General features: G+C 44.1%; 1 protein-coding gene. It reads left to right on the top strand.

What is annotated here, in order from left to right:
* Positions 1–3: 3 nt before the first annotated feature.
* Positions 4–648: tripartite tricarboxylate transporter permease (locus NR121_RS25025; protein ID WP_256832147.1), on the top strand; the 645-nt coding region annotated here is incomplete at its 3' end.

The raw sequence follows: 648 nt of genomic DNA, 5'->3' as shown, positions 1-648 counted from the left end.
CTTATGGACGGTATCGACTTTGTTGTTGTGGCGGTCGGTGTTTTCGGTCTCTCGGAGGTGTTGATTTTGATTGAGGAGAAGACAAAGAAATCGGAAGAATATGAAGGGAAGATTCCTTTTAGAGAACTGTTTCCGACCGTGAAGCAAATATTAAGGAACAAATGGAGTATCGCAAGAGGCTCTATCATAGGATTTCTGGTCGGGATTTTACCTGGCGCCGGCGCTACGATTGCGACGTTTTTAAGCTATAATTTAGAAAAGAAATTGTCCAAAACTCCTGAAGAATTTGGAAAAGGTGCTGAACAAGGCGTAAGTGCTCCGGAATCCGCAAATAATGCTTCCGTTGGGGGGGCGCTAATCCCGCTGTTCAGCTTGGGAATTCCGGGTTCGGGTACAACCGCTGTTTTGTTAGGCGCATTGGTCATGTTCGGTTTACAACCGGGACCGTTAATGCTTCAAAAATCAGGAGATCTTGTTTGGGCAGTCATTGCGGGTTTAGTGTTTGCGAACGTATTGTTATTCATTTTAAACACAGCTTTCGTACCTGCTTTTGCTATTCTTATAAAGAAAGCGCAGCCGTACCTGATTCCTTTGATCGCCGCTCTTTGCTTTATCGGTGTTTATACGTTGTCAAACAGCTTTTTTGAT

The organism is Paenibacillus sp. Pae15, from assembly GCF_024519685.1.
GTDB lineage: Bacteria > Bacillota > Bacilli > Paenibacillales > NBRC-103111 > Paenibacillus_G > Paenibacillus_G naphthalenovorans.
This window is presented reverse-complemented; position numbering and strand designations above follow the sequence as displayed.